Origin of the sequence: Mycobacterium scrofulaceum (assembly GCF_002086735.1) — a bacterium.
Classification (GTDB): Bacteria; Actinomycetota; Actinomycetes; order Mycobacteriales; family Mycobacteriaceae; genus Mycobacterium; species Mycobacterium scrofulaceum.
Window position 1 is genome coordinate 109,828 of sequence record NZ_MVIJ01000004.1, and the last position, 18,561, is coordinate 128,388.

Here is an 18,561-nt window from a genome sequence, read left to right on the forward strand (position 1 = left end):
ATTCGCCGGGGAAGAGAATCAAATTATCGTGACCGTCACCACATTAGGGGGTCGGATGCCTGCCCAGGACACGGCAGAGCCCGCCGCTGGAGCCACAGCGGCCATCGCGGACGCCGCGCCTGAGTCACACGCCGACCGCCGGCTGTTGATCGGTGGCCGCCTGGTCACCGCCGACAAGACATTTCCGTCGGTCAACCCCGCCACCGGAGCCGTCATCGGACACGCTCCGGACGCCGGTGCCGGGGAGGCCGAAGCGGCGATCGCGGCGGCCCGGCGTGCGTTCGACACCACCGGTTGGTCCACCGACGTCGAGTTGCGGATCCGCTGCCTCGACCAGCTGCACCGGGTGCTGACCGACCACGCCGACGAGTTGCGCGAGCTGACCATCGCCGAGGTCGGCGCCACCCGGGCGCTGACCCAGGGCGCTCAGCTCGACGAACCGATCGGCATCGTGCGCTTCTACGCGGATCTGCTTCGCGGCTATCCGTTCTCCGAAGACCTCGGCGAGAAGGAATCGCGGGGCATGCTCCACCGCCGCTGGGTGGAGAAGGAAGCGGCCGGGGTGGTTGCCGCGATCATCGCCTACAACTACCCGAACCAGTTGGCGCTGGCGAAGCTGGCCCCGGCGCTGGCCGCCGGGTGCACCGTCGTCCTCAAGGGCGCGCCGGACACACCGTTGGTCACGCTGGCGCTCGGTGAGCTGATCGCCGACCACACCGACATACCCGCCGGCGTGGTCAACGTGCTGAGCTCGTCGGGTCCCGGAGCGGGTGAGGCGCTGACCACCAGCGCCGACGTCGACGTCGTCACCTTCACCGGATCGACCGCCGTCGGGCGCAAGATCATGGCCGCGGCGAGCGACACGGTCAAGCGGGTCTTCCTGGAATTGGGCGGCAAGTCGGCAGCCATCGTCCTCGACGACGCCGACTTCACCAGCGCGGCCATGTTCGCGGCGTTCAGCATGGTGACCCACGCCGGGCAGGGGTGCGCGCTGACGTCGCGGCTGCTGGTGCCCAGGTCGCACCACGACGAGATCGTCGATTTGATCGCGCATAACTTCGCCAAGGTGCGCCACGGTGACCCGGCCGACCCGAAAACCTTCATGGGGCCGCTGATCAGCGAACGCCAGCGGGACAAGGTCGACGGCATGGTCCAGCGGGCGGTTGCCGCCGGAGCCACCCTGGTCACCGGCGGCAAGCGGTTGGATCCCGGCTACTTCTATGCGCCGACGCTGCTCACCGACGTCGATCCCGACAGCGAGATCGCGCAGGACGAGATCTTCGGGCCGGTGCTTGTCGTGCTCACGTTCGACGATGACGACGACGCGGTGCGCATCGCCAACAACTCGATCTACGGGCTGGCGGGCGCCGTCTTCAGCCGCGACCAGGACCGGGCGCTCGCCGTGGCGCGCCGCATCCGGACCGGTTCGTTCTCCATCAACGGCGGCAACTACTTCGGCGCGGACAGCCCGTTCGGGGGCTTCAAGCAGTCGGGCGTGGGCCGCGAGATGGGCGTCGCCGGGCTGGAGGAGTTCTTGGAGAGCAAGACTTATGCGGTGCCGGCGGCGGGGGCCCGCGGGTGAGGCCGCTCGAGGGCATCCGCGTCCTGGAAGTCGCCATGTACGGGTTCGTCCCGTCGGCGGGCGCCGTGCTCGCCGAGTGGGGCGCGGACGTCGTCAAGGTCGAGCACGCGGTCACCGGCGACCCGCAACGCGGCCTGCGGCAGACCGGCATGCTGCGGGTCGAAGGTGACCCGAATCCGAACATCGAACATGCGAACCGCCTCAAGCGCAGCATCGGGCTCGACATGTCGGTGCCCGAGGGCAAGGACGTGCTCTACGAGCTGGCCCGCCGGTCGGATGTGTTCCTGACCAGCTTCCTGCCCGGCGCCCGGCAGAAGTTCGGGATCGACGTCGACGACATCCGCGCGGTGAACCCGACCATCGTCTACGCGCGCGGCAGCGCGCTCGGCCCGCGCGGCGAAGAGGCCACCAAGGGCGGCTACGACATGACCGCCTTCTGGTGCCGGGCCGGCACCGCCGCGACCATCACCCCGGCGGGGATGCCCGGGATGATCGCGCCGCCCGGTCCCGCCTACGGTGACACCATCTCCGGCACCAACCTCGCCGGTGGGATCGCGGCGGCCTTGCTCAAGCGCGAACGCACCGGCGAACCGTCCGTCGTCGACGTTTCACTGCTCGGCAGCGGGCTGTGGTCGATGGGGCACACGGTCGCCCTGACCAAGCACCTGGGGCAGCGATTGCAAGCGCCACCGCCGGGCGTGCACGGCGCCCCGAACAACCCGTTGGTGGGCCTCTACACCACGTCCGACGGGCGCTACATCTCCTTTGTGATGATGCAGCCCACCAAGTTCTGGGCCGACGTGTGCCGCCACGTCGGCCTGCCCGAGCTCGCGGACGACCCGCGATTCGCCACCGTGGAAAAGATCGCCGCCAACACGGCGGACGCCGTGGAGCTCTTGACCAAGGCCATCGCAACCCGCACGCTTGCCGAGTGGAGCGAACGCTTCGCCACGCTGGCGGGGCCGTGGGCGCCGGTCCAGGACACCCTCCAGGCCGTCGACGACGCGCAGATTCGGGCAAACGAGTACATGGTGCGCGCGGGCGAACTCGAGCTGGTTGCCAACCCGGTCCAGTTCGACGTCGCGGCGCCGCGCACTGGTCCGGCGCCCGGATTCGCCGAGCAGACTGACGAGATCTTGATGGAGCTCGGACTCGACTGGGACCGCATCATCGAACTCAAGACGGCCGGCGCCGTCACCTAGGACCGGAGGTGTCCTCGATGTCTGAGCCGACCGTAGCGGCCGTGGCGACTCATTCGCCCCTGCTAAGCGGAGTGCTGATTGCTTGTCGGATAACGGTTATGCATTTTCCGCTCCACTCGGACTCGCTATGAGTCATAATCGCCGGACGCTTCAAGACTTGGGGCACCACGTTTTGAAGCGCCTACTCACGCGACAGAACGGAGGTCCTGGCGTGGGGTTGGGAAGCGCTGTCATGCCCGGGACAGATGCCGGATTCCGGCCACCCGCAAGGCGTTTCGTCGTTTCCAGCACGCCGTCGTGGCCGCCGGTCCAGCCTAATCTACAGCAGTCAGCACACCGGAACAAGACTGCCGGTCTCATAACTCAGGAAGGGGTTTGAGGCCGATGGCGACCAGAGGAGCGGACCGCTGGTCCGCGGGATTGCCCCAGCTGAAACTGAAATGGGACATCTCCGGGCCCATGCAGGCCGTCGGGGCCCTGTTCGCAATGTCGGCCGATGCCGTCAAGTTCGCGTTCCGCCGGCCGTTCCAGTGGCGGGAGTTCTTGGAGCAATCGTGGTTCGTCGCGCGTGTGTCGCTGGCTCCCACGTTGTTGGTGGCGATTCCGTTCACCGTCCTCGTCAGCTTCACGCTCAACATCCTCTTGCGCGAACTGGGCGCCGCGGACCTCTCCGGTGCGGGTGCCGCGTTCGGTGCGGTCACCCAGCTCGGACCGCTGGTGACGGTTTTGATCGTGGCGGGCGCGGGCGCCACGGCGATGTGTGCGGACCTGGGCGCGCGAACGATTCGTGAAGAGATCGACGCGATGGAGGTGCTGGGCATCAACCCGGTGCAACGGTTGGTCACGCCGCGCATGCTGGCCTCGGGATTGGTCGCCTTCCTGCTCAACAGCCTCGTCGTCATCATCGGCGTCCTTGGCGGCTACGTCTTCTCGGTGTTCGTGCAAGACGTGAACCCGGGCGCGTTCGCCGCGGGCATCACCTTGCTCACCGGCGTGCCCGAGGTCATCATTTCGTGCGTCAAGGCAGCACTCTTCGGCCTCATCGCCGGCTTGGTGGCCTGCTATCGGGGCCTGTCGATCAGTGGCGGGGGCGCCAAGGCCGTGGGGAACGCGGTGAACGAAACCGTGGTGTATGCCTTCATGTCCCTGTTTGTCGTCAACGTGGTCGTCACCGCGATCGGCATCAAGATGACGGCGAAGTAGGGCTGCCAATGGCGCTGAGGGCCACATATCCGCGACTGGTTCGCGAATTCGAGAGGCCGGTCGCCCTGTTGGGCCGGATCGGCGACCACACGTTGTTCTACGGAAAAGCGCTCGCCGGCATCCCCTTCGCCGCTACCCGCTACACCCGCGAAGTCGTTCGGCTGGTTGCCGAGATCAGCATGGGCGCGGGCACCTTGGCGATGATCGGCGGAACCGTGGTGATCGTCGGCTTCCTGACGCTGGCGGCGGGCGGCACCCTGGCGATTCAGGGGTACACCTCGCTGGGCAATATCGGCATCGAGGCGCTGACAGGCTTTTTGGCCGCGTTCATCAACGTGCGCATCGCGGCGCCGGTGGTCGCCGGCATCGGTCTGGCCGCCACCTTCGGCGCCGGGGTGACCGCACAGTTGGGTGCGATGCGGATCAACGAAGAAGTCGATGCCTTGGAGAGCATGGCCATTCGGCCGGTTGCCTACCTGGTGAGCACCCGGATCCTGGCGGGAATGCTGGCCATCACGCCGTTGTACAGCATCGCCGTCATCCTGTCGTTCGTGGCCAGCCAGTTCACCACAACATTCCTGCTCGGACAGTCCCAGGGCCTGTACCAGCACTACTTCGACACGTTCCTGAACCCCATCGACCTGTTGTGGTCGTTCCTGCAGGCCATCCTGATGGCGCTCACCATCCTGCTGATCCACACGTACTACGGCTATTTCGCTTCGGGCGGACCGGCCGGTGTCGGCAACGCGACCGGGAACGCGGTGCGCACCTCGCTCATCGTCGTGGTGTCGGTAACGCTGTTGGTCTCGCTCTCTATCTACGGTACGAACGGCAACTTCAACCTGTCCGGTTAGCTTGAAGGAGGTGGAACGGCAGTGACGCAGAGTGTGCCCGCGGGTCGCGGCGCGCCCGCCGGCCGACCCCCGCGCGCCGGCCATGCGCGGCCGCCGGCCGGACGGACTTACCTGCCACCCCTGCTCGGGCTCGCCACTGTTCTCATCATCGGCTTGATTTTCGCCGTGGCGGTGGGTCTGTTTCAGGGCTCCTTCACCGAAACCGTGCCGGTGACCGTGGTTTCGCAACGCGCCGGCCTGGTGATGAACCCCGACGCCAAGGTCAAGATGCGCGGCGTGCAGGTGGGCAAGGTCGCCTCGGTGGAATCGCTGCCCAACGGCCAAGCGGCCATCCACTTGGCGATGGACCCGTCGCAATTGCGCTTCATTCCCAGCAATGTGCTCGTCGACATCGCGTCGTCAACGGTGTTCGGCGCGAAGTCCGTCCAATTGGTCGAACCCGCCCAACCCTCTGCCCAGCGGCTCCACGGTGGGCAGACGCTGCAGGGCCAGCACGTGATGGTCGAAATCAACACGGTGTTCCAGCAGTTGGTGTCCGTCCTGTCGCACATCGACCCGCCCAAGCTGAACGAGTCACTGGGTGCGCTCGCGCAAGCGTTCAGCGGGCGGGGCCCGCAGCTTGGCCAGGCGCTGAGCGACCTGGATTCGTTTCTGGCCAGACTGGAGCCGAGCCTTCCCGCGTTCCGGCATGACCTGTCGGTCTTGCCGGTCGTGTCCAACGCCTACGCCGACGCGGCACCGAACCTGGTGAAAACCGCGGCCAACGCGACGCGGATCAGCAAGACGCTCGTCGACGAGCAGCGCAACCTGGACGCGTTGCTGATCAGCGCCATCGGCCTGGCCGACATCGGCAACGACGTCTTGTCGACCAACCGCCAACCGCTGACGAATGTGATGCATCTGCTGGTGCCGACCACCGATCTCACCAACGAGTACCACGAGGTGTTCACCTGCGGTTTCGGCGGGATGATCAACATCGCGCACGGTCCGCCGTTGTCCGAACCCAGCATCAACATCTCGTCGAGCATCGTGTGGGGCGGGGAACGCTACCGGTATCCGACCAACCTGCCCAAGGTCGCGGCGACGGGCGGCCCGCAGTGCATGGGCCTGCCGAACCTGCCGTTCAACACCAAACCGAAGCAACTCATCACCGATATCGGCGCCGACCCGGTCGGCTACGGAAACCCGCAGCTGCTGATCAACTCCGATCTGCTCAAGCAGCTCTTGTACGGACCGATCGCCGGCCCCCCACGCAACTCCGCCCAGGTGGGGATGCCCGGATGAGAACGCGCGCAACGCTGGTCAAGTTCACGATCTTCGCGATCGTGATGGCGATCCTGACCGCCTTCCTGTTCTTCATCTTCGGCCAGTACCGGACGGGCGCGACGACCGGGTATTCGGCGGTGTTCACCGACGTCTCGCGCCTCAAACCCGGGCAGTCGGTGCGGGTCGCCGGTATCCGGGTCGGCACCGTCAACAGCGTCTCGCTGCAGCCGGACAAGAAGGTCGTGGTGGGGTTCGACGCCGACCGGAGCGTCGTCCTGACCGAGGGCACGAGGGCGGCGGTCCGCTACCTGAACCTGGTGGGCGACCGCTACCTCGAGCTCGCCGATGGTCCCGGCTCGACCAGGCACCTGCCGGCCGGCGGTCAGATTCCCGTCAGCCGCACGGCGCCGGCGCTCGACCTCGACCTGTTGCTGGGCGGGCTGAAACCGGTTACCCAGGGCCTGAATGCGCGCGACGTCAACGCCCTGACCGCAGGATTGCTGCAGGTCTTCCAGGGGCAGGGCGGCACGCTCGAGTCACTGTTCTCCAAAACGACGTCGTTCTCAAATGCGTTGGCCGACAACGATCAAACCGTGCAGCAATTGATCGACAACCTCAACATCGTGATCGGCACGATCTCCAAGGACGGCACCAAGTTCTCCGGCGCGATCGATCGCCTCGAGCGGCTTGTCAGCGGGCTGTCGGACGACCGCAACACCATCAGCTCCGCCATCGACGCCCTGGACAGGGGAACCGCCTCGCTGGCGGACCTGCTGAGCGCCGCGCGGCCACCGCTGTCGGGCACCATCGATCAGTTGAACCGGCTGGCACCGATTCTCGATAACGACAAGGACCGCCTCGACGCCGCCTTGGGCAAGGCGCCGAAGAACTACCGCAAGCTGGTCCGGCTCGGCGTGGACGGCGCCACCATCCCGTACTACCTCTGCCAGTTGGAGATTCGCGGCACGGATCTCCAGGGCAGGACCGTGAAAGCCCCCATATTCAGGTCGGACGCTGGAAGGTGCACGGAACCCTGATGCTCAAGTATCGCGGAGCTGGGCTCGTCAAGGCCGGACTCATCGGCGTCGTTCTGGCGGTGATGGTCATCCTCGTGGGCCTGTCACCCGACCGGTTCATCTCGTGGGCGACGATGGTCAGGTACCAGGCGCTGTTCACCGAGGCCGGCGGGCTTGCGACGGGCAACCCGGTGCTGGTGTCGGGCGTGAAGGTCGGCACGGTGTCGGACGTGAAGCTGCGGCACGGCGACGCACTGGTGACGTTCGCGATGAAGGGCGACGTCCTGCTCGGGTCGGAGACTTCCGCGCACATCCGTACGGGAACGCTGTTGGGCGAACGGACGCTGACGCTGGAGTCCGCCGGCACCGGCACGTTGCATCCGATGGCTCTCATCCCCGTCTCGCGCACGTCCTCGCCGTACTCGCTGACCGAAGCGGTCAGCGACCTGACGACCGACACGGCCGGAACGAACACCACGGCGCTGAACCAATCGCTGGACACGCTGGCGGCGACGCTCGACCAGATCGCGCCGCAAATGGGGCCGGCCTTCGACGCGCTCACGCGGCTGTCCCGCACCCTCAACAGCCGCAACAAGAACCTGGGCGAGCTGTTCAAGAGCGCCGGTGACGTCACGGGGGTGCTCTCCGAACGCAGCCAGCAGGTCAACAAACTCATCCTCAACTCCGACTCCCTGCTCGAGGTGCTGGTGGCGAGGCGCCAAGAGATCGTGGACCTCCTGGCCAACACGTCGGCGGTGGCCAAACAGCTGACGGCATTGGTGCACGACAACGAAAGCAAATTGGCGCCGACGCTGGAGAGGCTGAACTCGGTGACCGCGATGCTGCAGAAGAACCGTGACAACATCAGCAAGGCGCTGCCGGGCCTGAAGAAATTCCAGATCACCGTCGGTGAGGGCATCTCCAGCATGTACGCCTACTCAGCGTTCGTCCCGAACTTCCTTGCCCCGCAACTCTTCCAGCCGATCATCGACTACCTCTGGGGATTCCGGACCTTCGACACCTCGAAGGGTCCCGGCCACCCGTCGCCGCTGCCCCGGTCCTTGACTCCCTGGCCGTTCAACGCCATTCCGGTGTGCCCCGGCTGCACGCTGGGCGGGCGGGTCGGAGGATCACAGTGATCGCCGGGTTCCCCCGCAAGGGCCTGACGGCCGTGACGGCGGTGGTCCTGGCCGGGCTCATCGTCGCCGGCGCCGCCGTGCTCGTGCGCAATACGGTTTTCGGCCCGAAGACCATCACCGCGTACTTCACCACCGCCACCGCGATCTATCCCCACGACGAGGTGCGGGTATCGGGTGTCAAGGTCGGCAACATCAAATCCATTGAGCCGGTGGGGACGCAGGCCAAGATGACCCTCGAGGTCGACCGCGACGTGCCCATTCCGGCGGGCGCGAAGGCGGTGATCGTCGCGTCGAACCTGGTGTCCGCCCGCTACGTTCAACTCACGCCGGCCTATCGGGACAGCGGCCCGGTCATGCCCGACGCTGCCGTCATCCCGGTGGAACGGACCGCCGTGCCCGTCGAGTGGGACGAGGTCAAGACCCAGTTGATGCGGCTGGCAACGGATTTGGGACCAAAGAGTGGTGTTTCGGGCACGTCGGTGGGCCGGTTCATCGACAGTGCCGCCAATGCGCTGGACGGCAACGGCGACAAGCTACGGCAGACGCTCGGTCAGCTGTCCGGGGTGGGCCGGATCCTGGCCAACGGCAGCGGCAACATCGTCGACATCATCAAGAACTTGCAGACCTTCGTCGGCGCGCTGCGCGACAGCAACGTCCAGATCGTCCAGTTCAACGACCGCCTGGCCACGCTGACCAGCGTGGTCAACGACAGCAAATCCGAGCTGGACGCGGCGCTGACCGATCTGTCGACGGCGGTCGGCGAGGTGCAGCGCTTCATCGCCGGGACGCGCAACCAGACCAGCGAGCAGATCGCCCGGTTGGCCGACGTCACACAGGTACTGGTCGATCAACACATGGATCTGGAGAACATCTTGCACGCGGCGCCGAACGCGCTCGGCAACTTCTTCAACGACTACAACGCCGACACCGGAACCATCATCGGCGGGTTCGGGATCATGAACTTCGCGAACCCCACGTTCTCGGGTCTGATGGTTCCCCTGCCCGTGCCCGGCTGCACCGCACTCGGCGCCATCGAGAACGTCACCGCCGTGGAATCGGGCAAGCTGTGCTCCCTGTTCCTCGGCCCGGGATTGCGGGTCCTGAACTTCAACAACCTGCCGATCCCCATCAACATCTTCCTGGCGAAATCGGTGGATCCGTCCAACATCCTCTACACCGAACCACGCCTGGCGCCCGGCGGCGAGGGCCCGAAGCCCGGACCGCCCGAGATCCCGCCCGCGGTGTCGGCCTACACCGGCCTGCCCGGCGACCCGGTTGGACCGCCGGGGGCGGTGCCGCCCGAACGGATACCGGGCGCGGCGATGCCGCTGCCGCCGCCGCCGTCGACACCGATGCCGCCCCCACCGCCCCCGGCGCAGAGCACGTCGGACATGCTGCTCCCGACCGATGGACCACAACAATGATCGCCCGGGTAGCGGCTCGGCGCGTGTTCGCCATCGGCTGTTGCGTGGCGGTGACGGCGACGGGCTGCGCGTTCCACGGCCTGAATTCGCTGCCCCTGCCCGGCGCGGTCGGACGTGGGCCGGGGGCCAACATCTACCATGTCGAGCTTCCGAACGTCGGCACGATGGAATCGAATTCACCGGTGATGATCGACGACGTCGTCGTCGGCAGTGTCGGCGCGATGAGGGTGCGGGGCTGGCACGCCGACGTCGAGATCTCGGTCAAGCGCGACGTGGTCGTGCCGGCCAACGTGGTGGCCACCGTCGGCCAGACCAGCCTGCTGGGGTCGATGCACGTGGAGCTCAACACGCCGCTGGGCCAGCAGGGCAGTGGTCGGCTGCAGCCGGGCGCCACCATCCCGCTCAGCCGATCGTCGGCGTACCCGTCGACGGAGCAGACGCTGTCGTCGCTGGGAGCGGTCGTCAATGGCGGGGGCCTGGGACAGATCGGGGAGATCATCCACAATTTCTCCGCCGCCCTGTCCGGGCGCGAGGGCGCGGTGCGCGACCTGATCACCCGCCTCGACACGTTCGTCGGAACGCTCGACGATCAGCGGGACAACCTCGTCGACTCGATCCAGGCGCTGAACCGGCTTGCCGGCACATTCGCCGACCAACGCGACGTTCTCACCCAAGCGCTGCAAAAGATCCCGCCCGCTCTCGACGTGCTGATCAAGGAGCGCCCACGGCTCACCGCCGCCCTGGACAAACTTCGCGTCTTTTCCAACACGGCCACCCGGCTGGTCAACGACTCCCAGGCCGACCTGGTCAAGAACCTCAAGAACTTGGAGCCGACCATCCGCGCGCTCGCCGACGTCGGACCCGAGCTCGGCACGGCTATCGCGGCCGCGTTCGTGTTCCCGTTCACCCAGAACTTCGTCGACCGGGCAATCCGGGGTGACTACTTCAACCTGCACGTCGATTTGGACCTGTCGATTCCGCGGCTCAAGCAAGGCCTGATGCTGGGGACCCACTGGGGGCAGTTGGACCAGCCGTTGGTGCCGGCGCCCGGGGACCCGTATTACCTGCAGTACACCCACGATCCGATGCATGACCCCGTGCGGCCACCGTGGGTCGACCCGGCGAGCCTCCCTCCGCTGCCCGGTCCTGCGCCGGGCACGGGCCCGCTGCCCGGGCCCCCGCCAACCGCGGCACCGCCGCCCGACGCGGGTCAAACGCCGCCGCCCGCAACGGCGCCGACGGAAGGTGGCCAGTAGATGCTGACGCGCTTCGTCCGGATCCAGCTCGCGGTTTTCGCGATCGCCGGGACCATTGGCGTGATCGCGATGGTCCTCTACTACGTCCAGGCGCCGACGCTGTTGGGCATCGGCCGGATGACGGTGACGCTCGAGCTGCCCGCCACCGGCGGGCTGTACCGGTTTTCCAACGTGACCTACCGTGGGGTTCAGCTCGGTAAGGTCACGGCGGTGGGCCTGACGCCGACCGGCGCGAAAGCGACGCTGTCGCTTAGCACTTCGCCGAAGGTCCCCGCGGACCTGAGGGCCGAGGTGCTCAGCGTCTCCGCGGTGGGTGAACAGTACGTGGACTTGCGGCCCAAGACCGATGCGCCGCCCTACCTGCACGACGGTTCGGTGATCTCCGCGCGCGACACGACGATTCCGCAGCCGGTCGGACCGATGCTCGACTCGCTCAACGCCTTGGTCCAAAGCATCCCGAAGACCAAACTCGGTCAGTTGCTCGACGAGTCCTTCCAGGGCTTCAACGGTACCGGTTACGACCTGGGGTCACTGATCGATTCCTCACAGACGCTGTCCCGCGACGCCAACGGCGTCGTCGACCGCACCCGGGCCCTCACCGAAGACACCGGGCCGCTGCTGGACACCCAAGCGCGCACCACCGATTCGATCAGGACGTGGGCGCGTAGTTTCGCCGGCATCTCGGACGTGTTGGTCAACAACGATTCCCACTTCCGCACCATCCTGCAAAACGGTCCAGAAGCCGCGAACGAAGCGTCCCGCCTGCTCGAGCAAGTCAAACCGACGCTGCCGGTGTTGCTCGCCAACCTGACCACCATCGGTCAGATCGGCGTCACCTACCACCCCTCGCTGGAGCAGCTGCTGGTGTTGCTGCCGTCGGCGGTCGCGATCGAGCAGGCCGCCGCGGCGCCGAACCATCCCGAGGGAACGGCCCGGGGCGACTTCGCGCTCACGATCGATGATCCGCCGATCTGCACGGTCGGTTTCATGCCACCCAACACCTGGCGATCCCCGGACGACCTCACCGACATCGACACACCGGACGGGTTGTATTGCAAGCTCCCGCAGGATTCACCGCTTTCGGTTCGCGGTGCCCGCAACTATCCCTGCATGGGACACCCGGGCAAGCGCGCGCCCACCGTCGAAATCTGCAACAGCGACAAGCCGTACATGCCGCTGGCGATGAAACAACACGTCCTCGGCCCCTACCCACTCGACCCCAACCTGCTCGCCCAGGGCGTCCCACCCGACGACCGGGTTACCGTCAACGACAGGATGTTTGGCCCTGCCGAGGGAACGCCGCTGCCGCCGGGGGCGGAGCCGCGCGGCACACCGGCGGGACCGCGGGGAGAGAATCCTCCACCGGGCACGGTCGGCGCGGCGGTCCCGCCCGTGCCGTCGTCGGGACCGCCCCCGCTGGCGCCGATGTCGAGGATGTCGGCCGACCTGCCGCCCATCGCGCCACTCGACGTTCCCGCACCCGGGGAACTTCCCCCGCCACCACCCGCGCCGCCCGCCGCTCCCGATGCCGTCGTCCCCGATGCGGCCGGCGGTGAGGGGCCGCAGGCGGCGCCGAGCTCATTCGGCGGCGGGGCCGGGAAGCCGGTGCCGTCCGTCACCGTCGCCCGGTACGACCCGCGCACGGGCCGTTACGTCGGTCCGGACGGAAAGTTGTACCAGCAGTCGGATCTCGTCGCCCCGACAGCGCCCAAGACATGGCAGGACATGCTTCCCACCTGAAGACGTGGCGCGGCGATGCGGCGAGTCAAGTGACGGGCAACGCCCGGTCAGCCGATTTTGTCCAGGCGTAGGGGCATCGCGATGTCAAGCCACTGGTTTTGCCCGCAGGCACCGGAGGGGCCGACCGTCTTGTCTTTGCCGGCGTAGGTGGACGAGCCGAGCTGGTATCCGCCGTATTCGTTGACCGGGTAGAAATAGAAGGTCTGTTGTCCGGCGAACGCGGTACCGTCCTCGCACCGCTCCCAGTCGCGCACCTCGCGTTTGACCTTCCACATCTCCCCGTCATTCATATACAGGGGCGCGCTCCAGCCCTGGTCGCTGGTCACCGTGCCGTGGCATTCCTGGAACGTGACGCACGTCGAACTGATCGTCCAGGTTTGGACAACCGTCGGCTCGCCGAAGTACTGGTCGTTGCGCTGGGCCCAGTCGCCGATGGACGTGGCGCGGAACGTACCGTTAACGGCCACTTCCTCTTTGGTTGTCGCCCGGGCAGTGGATGCCGTGCCCAAACCGCCGAATACCGTGGCAACTACCAGCGTTGCGGTGGTGAGTGTTCGAACTGAACGCATCAGGCGCTCCTCCACCCGCTTTAATCAACCGGCATTGTGACGCGGTTTTTCATTTTGCTTGCGGCTTTTCGTGCAATGAGGTTAACACCGCTTCGGCCCCTGCAAAATGGCGATCGAACAATCAATGGCAAGCGGTCACGACAGCGGATCCAACTTCGAGATCAGCCACGAACCCTTGACCTTCGTCAACGTCACTCGGGCGCTGTTCGCCGTTGTCTGCGGCTCCGGCTTCTCCTTGCTGGTGGCGGTCTGGTCGATGAATACCAGCACGACGGCCGAATCGGGGCGCAACTCCGAAACGGCGGCCCGAATCACCTGTGCTGTCTCCGTCACTTGCTTCTGTTGGGCCAGCACGGCGATCTGTTCGGTGAATTTGGTGTAATAGGCGAGGAAATTACCGGTGAGATATGACTTCGCTCTGGCGAAATCGCGGTCCAGGTGGTCGGGAGCGTACGACAGGACCGCCACGGAGCCGTCTGACGCCGCCCGGACTGCCCGTTGCGCCTCCGCTTCGGAGACCCGCTGATCCGGTTGGTACACAACAAAGTACAGACCGGCAGCGACGCCCATCGCGGTAAGGACCAACACCGTCGCGACTATCGAACGCCATCTCGCCACGCACCGGCGGATCCAGCGCTTGCCAGTGGACGGTCCGCCGGTGCGAACCCGTCCCGGCGAAGGGGGCGGCGACCCCATCTCCTCGGATGGCGTGGTTTCCGCACCCGCCGGCGACGGACCTTGCTCGACGGTCATCGCAGGAAATCGACTTTCGACATTTTGAGCTGACCGCCTTCGCGGGTGAGCTCAACGCTGATCCGCCACACGACCGGGGGCCGGTGCGTGTTGTCAGCGTTGATGACGTCGGACCTCGCCGCCACCAGCAGGACCGCGGAATTCTCGCTCATCGACTCGACCGCGACGGCTTCGACGGTGGCCTTGCTGCTGACCTTCGACTCCTCCGTCTGCTTGGCCATCAGCGCCGAAAGCGCTGACATCTGGGCCTTGAACTCGCCGGTCGAGTCGTCGATGATGCGCTGGTAGTCGTCCCGGGCGTGGTTGGCGTCGATCGACATCAGCGCCGTGACCCGTTGGCGCGCAACGGCGGTGAATTCCGCCGCGAGGTGTTGCTTGTGCGCGGTGATGCGGTGCTGCCACACGATGTAACCGCTCGCCGCGAGGGAAGCGGAGGCGAGCACGACACCGATGCCCGCGGCTATGGTCTTGCGCGGTGGGCGGCGAAGCCAGCGCGGCCGCTGTGGGCGTCGGACCCACCGCGGTCGCCCGGGACGGCGCGGCAATCGCGGTCGCGCCCGGGTCGACTCGGGGGGGCGATGCCCGGGATCTTGGGGCGCCGCGCCGTCGCCCGCGGTATCGGCCGCCTCACGCAGCCTGGCCACGCGTGCCCGAGCCGCGGCGGCGCGCGCTTCAGCCTCGGCAACTTCGTCTTGGGTGTCCACTTCCAAGACGGACGCTGGGGCGCCGGGATCGGCCCCATGGTCAGCGTCAGGTCCCTCCGGATCGTGCACGGAGAATGAGCTTATCACTCCGGTCCGCCCTCATCGGCGTCATCGTGCGGCCGCAATCACGGTGTTTACGTGGGGAAATGGTCGCCGGCCGCATACCGAGGAAAAGTAGGCTAGGGCGGGTCGGCGACGGCGGCCGCGCGGCTCGGGTGATCTTCTCCAAGTAGGAGAATTTTCTTTTCGGGTGTGGCAAAGTGATCGGGTGCGATTCATCGTGGCGATGGCCGCCGCGTTGCTCGGCGCCGCTGTGCTGGCCGCGCCGCCATCGTCTGCCGGGCCGACGGTCTGCGACTTCCCCGCCTGCACCCCGGGCATCATGCCGCATCAGGTCCTGGGCGCGCCGTGTGGGAACACCACCTACTACGCCTTCGGTGTGGACGACAGTATCGTTCCACCGGCCTCGCAGCCGGGACGGCTGATGTTCTGTGGCTCGCCGAGGCGATACCAGCCGCGCTGGTTCCGGTCCCCCCCGATGGCCGGGGTCAAGGAGTTGAACGCGAACTGCCAGAACTACCAGAACTACGTCGCGCAGGCGCCGGACGGCCTGTTCCTGGTCTGTTTCGCCCACGACGGTGTCTTGACCTGGGTTCGCGCCGACACGTAGCCGCGTCAATCGCGGGCTTGGCGAGGCAGACCCAGCAACCGCCGGCTCAGATCGGTAACCCGGTCGAGCAGTGTGTCGTCGTCGATGTCGGCAACCAGCGGATGCATGACGGCGGTGCTGAGCGCGCCGGAGAACATGGCCGCCTCGATCCGCCCGTCCAGGCCCGCATCGCTCAGCAGCACCTGGTACAGGCGGTCCATGAAGAGTTGAAACGGCTTGTGCTCGGCCAGCAATCGGACGACGACGGGATCGAATTGCAGCGTGCGCACCAGCCGGCGGTCGCGGACGGCCATCTCGATCACCCGCACCAGCAGGGCATCTCGCGCCTGGGGCCCGTCGCCGTATGCCTCGGCCTCCTCGAGCGCCGGCTCGAGCCGGCCGAGTTCGCGTTCGGTCACGGCGATGACGATCTGCTCTTTGGTCCGGAACTGATGGTAGACAGCGGCTTTCGTGATACCGACGGCGTCGGCGATCATCTGTAGCGACGTACCGCTGACGCCGTGTGCGGCGAACAGCTCCAGCGCGGCGTCGAGCACCCGCGTCCGGGCCGCGCTGTGCTCGATCAGCCAGAACTGCTCATCGGCGACCGGTTGCCGTGCTGTTCCCACGCACCGAGACTAGACGATGCTATTGACTCCAAACTAGCCGATCGGCTAGCTTCGCTGACTAGCCGTGTGTGGGTGGCCGATCTCGTAGGGGAGGGGTGCTGATGTCCGACGTCGGCGATGGCGACGGCCAGGGGCGGGGGCCGACGCGGGACGCGCGGCGGCGGACCGACGGTGAGCTGATCCTGCTGTGGACCCTGCCCGCGGCCCTCATCCTCTGGATTTTCGCGTTTCTTCTCTTCCCGGGTTTCATCCCGCCGATGTCGCCGTCGATGCCGGCGGACCGGGTCGCCGCGTTCTACCGCGATCCGGCGCATCTTCCGCAGATCCGGTACAGCATGATCGTGTTCAACTGGTTCGGGGTGTGCCTGGTGCCGATCCTGGCCTTGATCGTGCTGCAGATCCGCAGGATGGCGCACCGGACGCCGATCTTCTCCTACGCGATGCTGGGCTGCGCGGCCGGCGGTCCGACCCTGTTCCTCGTCGCCAACGTCTGCTGGCTGCTGGCCGCCTTCCGTCCGGAACGCAGCCCCGAGCTGACGCAGCTGCTCAACGATTTCGGCTGGATCACCTTCACGATCCTGGTGCCGTTCCTGATCGGGCAAAGCGTGATCCTCGCCCTGGCAATCTATTTCGATGATCAGCCGCGCCCGGTGTTCGGCCGCTGGGTGGCGTACTTCAACCTGCTCGTGGCCGCCGCGCTGGTGCCCGCGGCGTTCGTCGGCGTCTCGCTGACCGGACCGCTGGCGTGGGACGGCTTCCTGTCGTTCTGGGTGAAGAACGTGGCTATCGCCGTCTGGATCGTCGTGATGGGCGTCGCCCTGGGGCGGGCGGTTTACCGCGAGCGCGCCGAGAACCACGGGCGCCCGGAAGAATTGGTCCGCGCGTGAGCGCGGTGATCACGCCGCCGGCGCCGCCGGCACCGCCACCGTCCGCAACCCTGCGCCAGCGTTTACGCTGGCACCTCAGGCACGATCCCAAGCGCGAGCTGTGGTTCGCGTGGGGGACGCTCATGGCGTTCTATACCATCTTCTTTCCGATGTTCTTCATCGTGGCGCAGGTCCAGCCGCCGCCCGAGCCCGGCTGGGGCCTCGCCAGACAGCTGCACTGGTTCTCCGAACGGCATCTGGGGATACCGGTCGGCTTCGGGATCATCTTCGCGATCAGCGGCATGATCGCGGTCAACAACGCCCTGATCGCCTACTCGATGCGGCGGATGTCGGTCAGCCGCGCCTTCGGGTATTCGTACCTGATCATCTACTCGCTCAGTGCGGTTCCCGGCATGCTGCTGCTCAACATCGCGCTGATCGTCGGCACGCTGCGACCCGGGCGCGACCCCGAAGCGATCGGCTGGCTGTACGACTTCGCGTTCTTGTCCTTCGACGGCACCATGGGGGTGTTCCTGATCGGCTCGCTGATCTGGATGGTCGCGATCCTGCTCGACAAGAACCACGTGTTCCCCAAGTGGTTCGGCTATCTGAACCTGTGCAACGCGCTGACCGAGGTGGTGGTGGCGCCGTGCTGGATCTTCCGGCGAGGCGTGTTCGCGTGGGACGGGGAGATCGCCTGGTGGCTGGACATGGTCGTATTCGGGATCTACCAAGTCACTTTCATCGTCATGCTGTTTCACATGATCCGCCGCGAAGACTTCGGCACCGGGCGGCTGCCCGACCTGCCGCGAAGAGGGGCGGTCGCGTGACCGACGTTGCCGACAAGGATCAACGGCCCCGGTTCGTGCCGGGTCAACCGGACATGTGGGCCTTCGTCTTGTTCGAGACCCTGGTGTTCACCGCATATTTCGGCTTCTACCTGTTCTCCCGCGCTCGCACCCCCGACCCTTTCCTGCACTCGCAGGCACAGCTCGACCTGCGCATCGGGGTGTTCAACACCCTTGTCCTGCTGCTGAGTTCGTGGTCGGTGGCGCGGTGTGTCCAGTCGGCCCGTGCCGGCGCCTACCGGGCGGCGCTGCGAGACGTGTTCATCACGGCCGCGTTCGCCGCGGTTTTTCTCTTCTTCAAGGTGTTCGAGTGGGCCCGGTTGGTGAGCATCGGAAGCGGCTTGGGAAGTAACGACTTCTCCACCTACTACTTCTTCCTCACCGGCATCCATTTCGTCCACCTGTTGATCGGCTTCGTCGCCCTCGGTGTCATCGTCTACCAATTGCGCGCAGAGACACGAAAAGCCCACGAAACAAGAGAATCTCAGGTGCTCGTCGAAACGTGCGCCACCTACTGGCACACCGTCGACTTCCTGTGGGTGCTCATCTTTGCACTGCTCTACGTGGTGAGGTGATCGGCAATCAAGTTCAACAGACGGCTGCTGGTGGTATGGCTGATCCTGGCCTCGCTGACGCTCGCCTACCTGGGGGTGGACCATTCCACCGGCGGATCGCCGCGATCCAGCGCGGTGGTCACCTCGAGCGTCATCGTGATCGCACTTGTCAAGGTGCGCATCATCTTTCGCGAGTTCATGGAGGTCAGGAACGCTCCGGTCCTGCTGTGCCGGCTGACCGACGCATGGGTGGTGATCATGGCCGCCGCCCTGCTCGGTTGCTACTTCGTCGGCATGAACCTTTGAG

Annotated in this window: 19 protein-coding genes; 15 read left to right on the forward strand and 4 right to left on the reverse strand. The window is 66.4% G+C overall.

The genetic code is table 11. From position 1 onward, the window contains the following. Positions 1–55: 55 nt before the first annotated feature. The 10 genes from BST44_RS04815 to BST44_RS04860 all read left to right on the forward strand — a co-directional run bounded on the left by BST44_RS04815 (position 56) and on the right by BST44_RS04860 (position 12,682). Complete coding sequence (locus BST44_RS04815) at positions 56–1,582, forward strand: aldehyde dehydrogenase family protein (protein WP_083175324.1); 1,527 nt, start codon at positions 56–58, stop codon at positions 1,580–1,582. After that, entirely contained in the window at positions 1,579–2,784 is a 1,206-nt protein-coding gene (locus tag BST44_RS04820; RefSeq protein ID WP_083175326.1) for a CaiB/BaiF CoA transferase family protein, read from the forward strand. Before BST44_RS04815 ends, BST44_RS04820 begins: the two co-directional genes overlap by 4 nt. A 384-nt stretch (positions 2,785–3,168) precedes the next feature. Beyond that, complete coding sequence (locus BST44_RS04825) at positions 3,169–3,987, forward strand: MlaE family ABC transporter permease (protein ID WP_083175328.1); 819 nt, start codon at positions 3,169–3,171, stop codon at positions 3,985–3,987. 8 nt (positions 3,988–3,995) lie between these two features. Further along, positions 3,996–4,841, forward strand: coding sequence for an ABC transporter permease (locus BST44_RS04830; RefSeq protein ID WP_083175329.1), 846 nt, complete (start codon positions 3,996–3,998; stop codon positions 4,839–4,841). A gap of 21 nt (positions 4,842–4,862) precedes the next feature. Continuing rightward, entirely contained in the window at positions 4,863–6,125 is a 1,263-nt protein-coding gene (locus BST44_RS04835) for an MCE family protein (RefSeq protein WP_083175331.1), read from the forward strand. Then, positions 6,122–7,144: an MCE family protein gene (locus BST44_RS04840; protein ID WP_083175333.1), complete on the forward strand. Its 1,023-nt coding sequence runs from the start codon at positions 6,122–6,124 to the stop codon at positions 7,142–7,144. The genes BST44_RS04835 and BST44_RS04840 overlap by 4 nt, the downstream gene beginning before the upstream one ends. Continuing rightward, positions 7,144–8,262: an MCE family protein gene (locus BST44_RS04845; protein ID WP_083175416.1), complete on the forward strand. Its 1,119-nt coding sequence runs from the start codon at positions 7,144–7,146 to the stop codon at positions 8,260–8,262. The genes BST44_RS04840 and BST44_RS04845 overlap by 1 nt, the downstream gene beginning before the upstream one ends. Continuing rightward, positions 8,259–9,686, forward strand: coding sequence for an MCE family protein (locus BST44_RS04850; protein WP_142274352.1), 1,428 nt, complete (start codon positions 8,259–8,261; stop codon positions 9,684–9,686). The genes BST44_RS04845 and BST44_RS04850 overlap by 4 nt, the downstream gene beginning before the upstream one ends. Beyond that, positions 9,683–10,942, forward strand: coding sequence for an MCE family protein (locus tag BST44_RS04855; protein WP_083175334.1), 1,260 nt, complete (start codon positions 9,683–9,685; stop codon positions 10,940–10,942). Before BST44_RS04850 ends, BST44_RS04855 begins: the two co-directional genes overlap by 4 nt. Next, the gene (locus BST44_RS04860; RefSeq protein ID WP_083175336.1) at positions 10,943–12,682 is read left to right on the forward strand and encodes an MCE family protein; all 1,740 of its coding nucleotides are present in this window, start codon (positions 10,943–10,945) and stop codon (positions 12,680–12,682) included. Between the two features lie 47 nt (positions 12,683–12,729). Here BST44_RS04860 and BST44_RS04865 read toward each other — a convergent pair whose 3' ends face one another. From BST44_RS04865 to BST44_RS04875, 3 genes are all read right to left on the reverse strand, one after another. Continuing rightward, positions 12,730–13,251 (reverse strand): Rv2253/PknI dimerization domain-containing protein, encoded by a 522-nt coding sequence (locus BST44_RS04865; RefSeq protein ID WP_083175419.1) that lies wholly within the window; start codon positions 13,249–13,251, stop codon positions 12,730–12,732. Positions 13,252–13,386: 135 nt separating this feature from the next. After that, a complete protein-coding gene (locus BST44_RS04870; RefSeq protein WP_083175337.1) occupies positions 13,387–14,004 on the reverse strand; it encodes an Rv1363c family protein in 618 nt (205 codons plus the stop codon). Next, positions 14,001–14,777, reverse strand: coding sequence for an Rv1363c family protein (locus tag BST44_RS04875; RefSeq protein ID WP_083175339.1), 777 nt, complete (start codon positions 14,775–14,777; stop codon positions 14,001–14,003). Before BST44_RS04875 ends, BST44_RS04870 begins: the two co-directional genes overlap by 4 nt. A gap of 217 nt (positions 14,778–14,994) precedes the next feature. Between BST44_RS04875 and BST44_RS04880 the strand changes: the two genes are divergently transcribed. After that, on the forward strand, positions 14,995–15,378 hold the full coding sequence (locus tag BST44_RS04880) for a hypothetical protein (protein ID WP_208619727.1): 384 nt from the start codon (positions 14,995–14,997) through the stop codon (positions 15,376–15,378). A 5-nt stretch (positions 15,379–15,383) separates the two neighbouring features. On the opposite strand, the gene BST44_RS04885 is transcribed toward BST44_RS04880, so the two are convergent. Continuing rightward, positions 15,384–15,986 carry a TetR/AcrR family transcriptional regulator gene (locus BST44_RS04885; protein WP_083175340.1) on the reverse strand — a complete coding sequence of 201 codons (603 nt, stop codon included), beginning with the start codon at positions 15,984–15,986 and terminating at the stop codon, positions 15,384–15,386. Positions 15,987–16,087: 101 nt separating this feature from the next. Here BST44_RS04885 and BST44_RS04890 point away from each other — a divergent pair, with 101 nt between their 5' ends. From BST44_RS04890 to BST44_RS04905, 4 genes are read left to right on the forward strand one after another with little or no spacing between them, the layout of a single operon-like run. Beyond that, positions 16,088–16,873: a hypothetical protein gene (locus BST44_RS04890; protein ID WP_083175422.1), complete on the forward strand. Its 786-nt coding sequence runs from the start codon at positions 16,088–16,090 to the stop codon at positions 16,871–16,873. Then, entirely contained in the window at positions 16,870–17,682 is an 813-nt protein-coding gene (locus BST44_RS04895; RefSeq protein ID WP_083175342.1) for a hypothetical protein, read from the forward strand. Before BST44_RS04890 ends, BST44_RS04895 begins: the two co-directional genes overlap by 4 nt. Further along, positions 17,679–18,275, forward strand: a complete 597-nt coding sequence (locus tag BST44_RS04900; protein WP_083175344.1) for a cytochrome c oxidase subunit 3 — start codon at positions 17,679–17,681, stop codon at positions 18,273–18,275. Before BST44_RS04895 ends, BST44_RS04900 begins: the two co-directional genes overlap by 4 nt. A gap of 6 nt (positions 18,276–18,281) precedes the next feature. Then, positions 18,282–18,560: a cytochrome C oxidase subunit IV family protein gene (locus BST44_RS04905; RefSeq protein ID WP_083175345.1), complete on the forward strand. Its 279-nt coding sequence runs from the start codon at positions 18,282–18,284 to the stop codon at positions 18,558–18,560. Position 18,561: the final 1 nt, after the last annotated feature.